The organism is Enterovirga sp., assembly GCF_035325185.1.
Classification (GTDB): domain Bacteria; phylum Pseudomonadota; class Alphaproteobacteria; order Rhizobiales; family Beijerinckiaceae; genus Enterovirga.
Map to the genome: position 1 here is coordinate 1 of NZ_DAOLAJ010000148.1, position 5,346 is coordinate 5,346.

A 5,346-nucleotide genomic window follows, 5' to 3' on the forward strand; every position below is an offset into this window, starting at 1 on the left:
GACGATATTTGGAAGATGGGGACCGAGATCCCCGTCAGGCGCAGTCGGCCGGGCTTCGAGAAGCCCCGCCGAAACCGTCTGAGACAGAGAAAGGATTTGGATCATGATCCAGATGCAGACGAATCTGGACGTCGCGGACAATTCCGGCGCGCGCCGCGTGATGTGCATCAAGGTGCTCGGCGGCTCCAAGCGCAAGACCGCCGGCGTCGGCGACATCATCGTGGTGTCGGTGAAGGAGGCGATTCCGCGCGGGCGCGTCAAGAAGGGCGACGTCATGAAGGCGGTCATCGTCCGCACCGCCAAGGACATCCGCCGTCCCGACGGCTCGGTCATCCGCTTCGACAAGAACGCGGCCGTTCTGATCAACAATCAGAAGGAGCCGATCGGCACCCGCATCTTCGGGCCGGTGCCGCGCGAGCTGCGGGCCAGGAACCACATGAAGATCATCTCGCTCGCCCCGGAGGTGCTGTGATGGCGGCCAAGATCCGCAAGGGCGACCGCGTCGTCGTCCTGACCGGCCGTGACAGCGGCCGCTCCGGCGAGGTTCTCCAGGTGATGCCGAAGGAGGAGCGTGCGCTCGTCCGCGGCGTCAACGTGGTGAAGCGCCACCAGAAGCAGTCCATGAACCAGGAAGGCGGCATCATCTCGAAAGAGGCGCCGATCCATCTGTCGAACCTCGCGGTCGCGGACCCGAAGGACGGCAAGCCGACCCGCGTCGGTTTCCGCGTCCTCGACGACGGCCGCAAGATCAGGTTCGCCAAGCGCTCCGGAGATCCGATCGATGGCTAAGACCCCCAAGGCCCCGCAGGCGGAAGGCGCCGCCGAGGTCAGCGATCTCGCGAAGGGCTACCTGCCCCGCATGCGCAAGCATTACGACGAGGTCGTGCGCCAGAAGCTGATCGAGGAATTCGGCTACAAGAACCCGATGCAGGTTCCGCAGATCGAGAAGATCGTGCTGAACATGGGCGTCGGCGAATCGACCGCCGATTCCAAGAAGGCGTCGGTCGCCGCAGCCGATCTCGCCTTGATCGCCGGCCAGAAGCCCGTCGTCACCCGCGCCCGCAAGGCGATCGCGACCTTCAAGGTGCGCGAGAACATGCCGATCGGCGCCAAGGTGACGCTCCGCAAGGCGCGGATGTACGAGTTCCTGGACCGTCTCGTGACCGTGGCCCTGCCGCGGGTGCGCGACTTCCGCGGCCTCAACCCGCGCTCCTTCGACGGCCGCGGCAACTATGCCATGGGCATCAAGGAGCACCTCGTCTTCCCCGAGATCAACTACGACAAGGCGGAGCAGATCTGGGGCATGGACGTCATCATCGCGACGACGGCCAAGACCGACGACGAGGCGCGTGCGCTCCTCAAGCATTTCAACTTCCCGTTCCGGCAGTGACGGCGGCCTGAGGCCCTCGTCAAACGCGGACACCGGAGAGAGACAGATGGCGAAAAAGAGTTCGATCGAGAAGAACAAGAGGCGGCGGGCGATGGTGGCCCGGTTCGCGGCGAAGCGCGCCGCGCTCACCGCGACGGCCAACGACCAGGGCCTGTCGATGGAGGAGCGCTTCGAGGCCCGCATCAAGCTGGCCGAGCTGCCGCGCAATTCCTCCAAGACGCGGATCAAGAACCGCTGCGAGGTGACGGGCCGTCCGCGCGCCTATTACCGCAAGCTCGGCATGTCGCGGATCGCGCTCCGCGAGCTGGGCTCGCAGGGGATGATCCCCGGCCTCGTGAAGTCGAGCTGGTGAGGGAGGACCGGATATGTCGATGAACGATCCTCTCGGCGATATGCTGACTCGCATCCGCAACGCCCAGCTCCGCAAGCGGAACACGGTGTCCACCCCCGGCTCGAAGCTGCGCGCCCGCGTGCTCGACGTGCTGAAGTCGGAAGGCTTCATCCGCGACTACGGCGCGACCGATTACGGCAACGGCCGCTCGGAATTCCTGATCGAGCTGAAATATTACGAGGGCGAGCCGGTGATCCGCAAGATCAGCCGCGTCTCCAAGCCCGGCCGCCGCGTCTATGCGTCGGTGGATGCGCTGCCGCGCGTCGCGGACGGCCTCGGCGTCACGATCGTCTCGACCCCGCAGGGCGTCATGGCCGATCACGAGGCTCGCGAGCGCAATGTCGGCGGCGAGGTGCTCTGTCAGGTGTTCTAGCGCCTTCCGTCATGGCCGGGTTCGTCCCGGCCATCCCGATCCGGGCCCTCGCGGCCTTCCGGTCGGGAACGCCGGGCCGAGCCCGGCGATGACAAGGGAAGGTTGATCGGGGTTTGGGTGGGCTGCGGCTCATCCCAGGAATCGGAGGCGAGGATGTCTCGCGTAGGGAAGAAGCCGGTGACGGTCCCGTCCGGGGTGACGGCGACGGTCGATGGCCAGTTGGTGAAGGTCAAGGGCTCGAAGGGCGAGATGTCGTTCCGTGTGCCCGACGAGGTGACGGTCGAGTTCAAGGACGGGGCCGTCTCCGTGCAGCCGCGCGACCAGTCGAAGGTTGCGCGCTCCTATTGGGGCATGTCCCGGGCGCAGGTGGCGAACCTCGTCGAAGGCGTGTCCAAGGGGTTCGAGAAGCGGCTCGAGATCAACGGCGTCGGCTATCGCGCCGCCATGGCCGGCAAGACGCTGAAGCTTTCGCTCGGCTATAGCCACGATATCGATTACGCGATCCCGGACGGCATCACGATCACGACGCCGAAGCCGACCGAGGTCGTGGTGGCCGGCATCGACCGCCAGAAGGTCGGGCAGGTCGCCGCCGAGATCCGCGGCTATCGCGGCCCCGAGCCCTACAAGGGCAAGGGCGTGAAATATGCCGGCGAGTTCATCTTCCGCAAGGAAGGCAAGAAGAAGTAAGGACCAGGACCATGGCTGAGAAGAAGGGCGCCGAAGAGCGGCGCAAGGCTCGGGTCCGTCGCGCGATCCGCAAGGCCGCCAATGGGCGCCCGCGCCTGTCGGTGTTCCGCTCCTCCAAGCAGATCTATGCCCAGGTGATCGACGACGCGCAGGGCCGCACCCTCGCCGCCGCCTCGACCCTGGAGAAGGATCTCAAGGGCAAGCTCAAGACGGGCGCGGATGTCGAGGCCGCCAAGGAAGTCGGGCGGCTCGTGGCCGAGCGCGCTTCGGCGGCCGGCGTCAAGCAGGTCGTCTTCGACCGCTCGGGCTACATCTATCACGGGCGCGTGAAGGCGCTCGCGGAGGCCGCGCGCGAGGGCGGCCTCGAATTCTGACGGCGGGCATCGGGTAGAGGCAACGTCGAAGCGAGCGGGCCGCCGCCCGCGCTCGAGTTCAGACGGGACAGGATATGGCAAGAGAACCACAATCGGGCGGGCGCCCGGGTCGCGAGCGCCGCCAGGATCGGGAGCAGCGCGACGACCGCGATTCCGACATTGTCGACAAGCTCGTCCACATCAACCGTGTCGCCAAGGTGGTGAAGGGCGGCCGGCGCTTCGGCTTCGCCGCGCTCGTCGTCGTCGGCGACCAGAAGGGCCGCGTCGGCTACGGCCACGGCAAGGCCCGCGAGGTGCCCGAGGCCATCCGCAAGGCGACCGAGGCTGCCAAGCGCGGCATGATCCGCGTCGCGCTCCGCGAGGGCCGCACGCTCCATCACGACGTGAACGGCCGCTGGGGCGCGGGCAAGGTGGTGCTTCGTTCCGCTCCGCAGGGCACCGGCATCATCGCCGGCGGCCCGATGCGCGCCGTCTTCGAGACGCTGGGCATGCAGGACGTCGTCGCGAAGTCGCTCGGCTCCTCGAATCCCTACAACCTGGTGCGTGCGACCTTCGACGCGCTGCGCCGCGAGGACAGCCCCCGGGCCGTCGCCGCGCGCCGCGGCCTCAAGGTCTCGGCCCTCCAGTCCCGCCGCCGCGACGCCGACCTGTCGGACGGCGCGGGCGCCGACGCGTGAGGAGGCGAGAATGGCTGAGAAGACCGTCACGGTCGAGCAGATCGGCTCGCCCATCCGCCGCGAGGGCAATCAGCGCGCGACGCTGATCGGGCTCGGGCTGAACAAGCTGCATCGCCGATCGACGTTGCCCGATAATTCCTCGACGCGAGGGATGATCGAGGCCGTCAAGCATCTCGTGCGCGTCGTCGACGCGCCGCGCGGCTGAGGGAGGCTCCGATGAGACTCAACGAGATCCGCGACAACGAAGGTGCCGTGAAGGAGCGCATGCGCGTCGGGCGCGGCATCGGCTCCGGCAAGGGCAAGACGGGCGGACGGGGCGTCAAGGGCCAGAAGGCCCGCACCGGCGTCGCCATCAAGGGCTTCGAAGGCGGCCAGATGCCGCTGCATCGGCGCCTGCCCAAGCGCGGCTTCACGCCGCCGAACGCCAAGGACTATAACGAGGTCAATCTCGGCCGCGTCCAGATTGCGGTCGATGCCGGCAAGCTCGATGCGGGCCAGCCGGTGACGGTTGAGGCTTTGGTGGCGGCGGGCGTGCTGTCGAAGCCGCGCGACGGCGTGCGTATCCTCGGCACGGGCGAGTTGACGGCGAAGCTCGCCTTCGAGGTGGCCGGCACGTCCAGGTCGGCGGCCGCGGCCATCGAGAAGGCCGGTGGCTCCGTCAAGGTTCTGGGCGGCGAAGAAGCGGCTCAGGCGTAACCTCTTCGTCGTGGCCGGGTCCGCCCGGCCATCCCGGTCCCGGCCGTTGCGGCCTCGGGTCGGGATGGCCGAGGCGGGCCCGGCCATGATATCTTCAGGGTCTCGGACCGTGACGACACGTCCGGGCTTTCGGGACTTGAGTGAGCGGTCCGGCTGGCCCATCTAGCCGCGATCAATCGGCGGCCGTCGGCAGGCCGCGTATCGGGAACAGACGATGGCATCCGCAGCCGAGCAGCTCGCCTCCAACCTGAACTTCGGCGCCATTGCCAAGGCCGAGGAACTCAAGAAGCGCATCTGGTTCACGCTCGGGGCGCTGCTCGTCTATCGCCTCGGCACCTATATCCCGCTTCCCGGCATCAATACCGAGGCTCTCCAGCAGAGCTTCAAGCAGGCGTCCGGCGGCGTGCTCGGCATGTTCAACATGTTCTCGGGCGGCGCGGTCGAGCGCATGGCCATCTTCGCGCTCAACATCATGCCGTATATCTCGGCCTCGATCATCATCCAGCTCCTCACCTCGGTCGTTCCCTCGCTCGAGGCGCTGAAGAAGGAGGGCGAGTCGGGCCGCAAGATCATCAACCAATATACCCGCTACATCACGGTGGTCCTGGCCCTGTTCCAGTCCTGGGGCATCGCGGTCGGCCTCGAGGCCTCCGGCAACATCGTCCAGGAGCCGGGGCCGTTCTTCCTCGTCTCGACCGTGATCACGCTGACCGGCGGCACGATGTTCCTGATGTGGCTCGGCGAGCAGATCACGAGCC

General features: G+C 67.3%; 10 protein-coding genes and 1 pseudogene. All 11 read left to right on the forward strand.

The features are described 5' to 3' along the window. The first annotated feature begins 103 nt into the window (after positions 1-103). The gene (rplN, locus tag PKD06_RS18095) at positions 104-472 is read left to right on the forward strand and encodes a 50S ribosomal protein L14 (RefSeq protein WP_324382600.1); all 369 of its coding nucleotides are present in this window, start codon (positions 104-106) and stop codon (positions 470-472) included. After that, the gene (gene rplX / locus PKD06_RS18100) at positions 472-789 is read left to right on the forward strand and encodes a 50S ribosomal protein L24 (RefSeq protein WP_324382602.1); all 318 of its coding nucleotides are present in this window, start codon (positions 472-474) and stop codon (positions 787-789) included. The genes rplN and rplX overlap by 1 nt, the downstream gene beginning before the upstream one ends. Further along, entirely contained in the window at positions 782-1,390 is a 609-nt protein-coding gene (gene rplE, locus PKD06_RS18105) for a 50S ribosomal protein L5 (protein ID WP_324382604.1), read from the forward strand. Before rplX ends, rplE begins: the two co-directional genes overlap by 8 nt. A gap of 46 nt (positions 1,391-1,436) precedes the next feature. Further along, positions 1,437-1,742 carry a 30S ribosomal protein S14 gene (gene rpsN, locus PKD06_RS18110; RefSeq protein ID WP_324382606.1) on the forward strand — a complete coding sequence of 102 codons (306 nt, stop codon included), beginning with the start codon at positions 1,437-1,439 and terminating at the stop codon, positions 1,740-1,742. Between the two features lie 13 nt (positions 1,743-1,755). Then, positions 1,756-2,154 (forward strand): 30S ribosomal protein S8, encoded by a 399-nt coding sequence (rpsH, locus tag PKD06_RS18115; protein ID WP_324382608.1) that lies wholly within the window; start codon positions 1,756-1,758, stop codon positions 2,152-2,154. Positions 2,155-2,307: 153 nt separating this feature from the next. Next, positions 2,308-2,841, forward strand: coding sequence for a 50S ribosomal protein L6 (gene rplF / locus PKD06_RS18120; protein ID WP_324382611.1), 534 nt, complete (start codon positions 2,308-2,310; stop codon positions 2,839-2,841). A gap of 11 nt (positions 2,842-2,852) precedes the next feature. Continuing rightward, positions 2,853-3,215: a 50S ribosomal protein L18 gene (gene rplR, locus PKD06_RS18125; protein WP_324382613.1), complete on the forward strand. Its 363-nt coding sequence runs from the start codon at positions 2,853-2,855 to the stop codon at positions 3,213-3,215. Positions 3,216-3,289: 74 nt separating this feature from the next. Next, the gene (gene rpsE, locus PKD06_RS18130) at positions 3,290-3,892 is read left to right on the forward strand and encodes a 30S ribosomal protein S5 (RefSeq protein WP_324382615.1); all 603 of its coding nucleotides are present in this window, start codon (positions 3,290-3,292) and stop codon (positions 3,890-3,892) included. Between the two features lie 10 nt (positions 3,893-3,902). Further along, positions 3,903-4,097, forward strand: coding sequence for a 50S ribosomal protein L30 (gene rpmD / locus PKD06_RS18135; protein WP_324382617.1), 195 nt, complete (start codon positions 3,903-3,905; stop codon positions 4,095-4,097). Positions 4,098-4,108: 11 nt separating this feature from the next. Beyond that, the gene (gene rplO, locus PKD06_RS18140; RefSeq protein WP_324382619.1) at positions 4,109-4,588 is read left to right on the forward strand and encodes a 50S ribosomal protein L15; all 480 of its coding nucleotides are present in this window, start codon (positions 4,109-4,111) and stop codon (positions 4,586-4,588) included. A gap of 214 nt (positions 4,589-4,802) precedes the next feature. Beyond that, a pseudogene (locus PKD06_RS18145) lies at positions 4,803-5,346 on the forward strand (preprotein translocase subunit SecY); the annotation flags it as partial.

Coding starts and splice junctions, on each gene's coding strand:
- rplR (WP_324382613.1), top strand. CDS start 2,853: ATGGCTGAGAAGAAGGGCGCCGAAGAGCGGCGCAAGGCTCGGGTCCGT.
- rpmD (WP_324382617.1), top strand. CDS start 3,903: ATGGCTGAGAAGACCGTCACGGTCGAGCAGATCGGCTCGCCCATCCGC.
- rplN (WP_324382600.1), top strand. CDS start 104: ATGATCCAGATGCAGACGAATCTGGACGTCGCGGACAATTCCGGCGCG.
- rpsN (WP_324382606.1), top strand. CDS start 1,437: ATGGCGAAAAAGAGTTCGATCGAGAAGAACAAGAGGCGGCGGGCGATG.
- rpsE (WP_324382615.1), top strand. CDS start 3,290: ATGGCAAGAGAACCACAATCGGGCGGGCGCCCGGGTCGCGAGCGCCGC.
- rplX (WP_324382602.1), top strand. CDS start 472: ATGGCGGCCAAGATCCGCAAGGGCGACCGCGTCGTCGTCCTGACCGGC.
- rplF (WP_324382611.1), top strand. CDS start 2,308: ATGTCTCGCGTAGGGAAGAAGCCGGTGACGGTCCCGTCCGGGGTGACG.
- rplE (WP_324382604.1), top strand. CDS start 782: ATGGCTAAGACCCCCAAGGCCCCGCAGGCGGAAGGCGCCGCCGAGGTC.
- rpsH (WP_324382608.1), top strand. CDS start 1,756: ATGTCGATGAACGATCCTCTCGGCGATATGCTGACTCGCATCCGCAAC.
- rplO (WP_324382619.1), top strand. CDS start 4,109: ATGAGACTCAACGAGATCCGCGACAACGAAGGTGCCGTGAAGGAGCGC.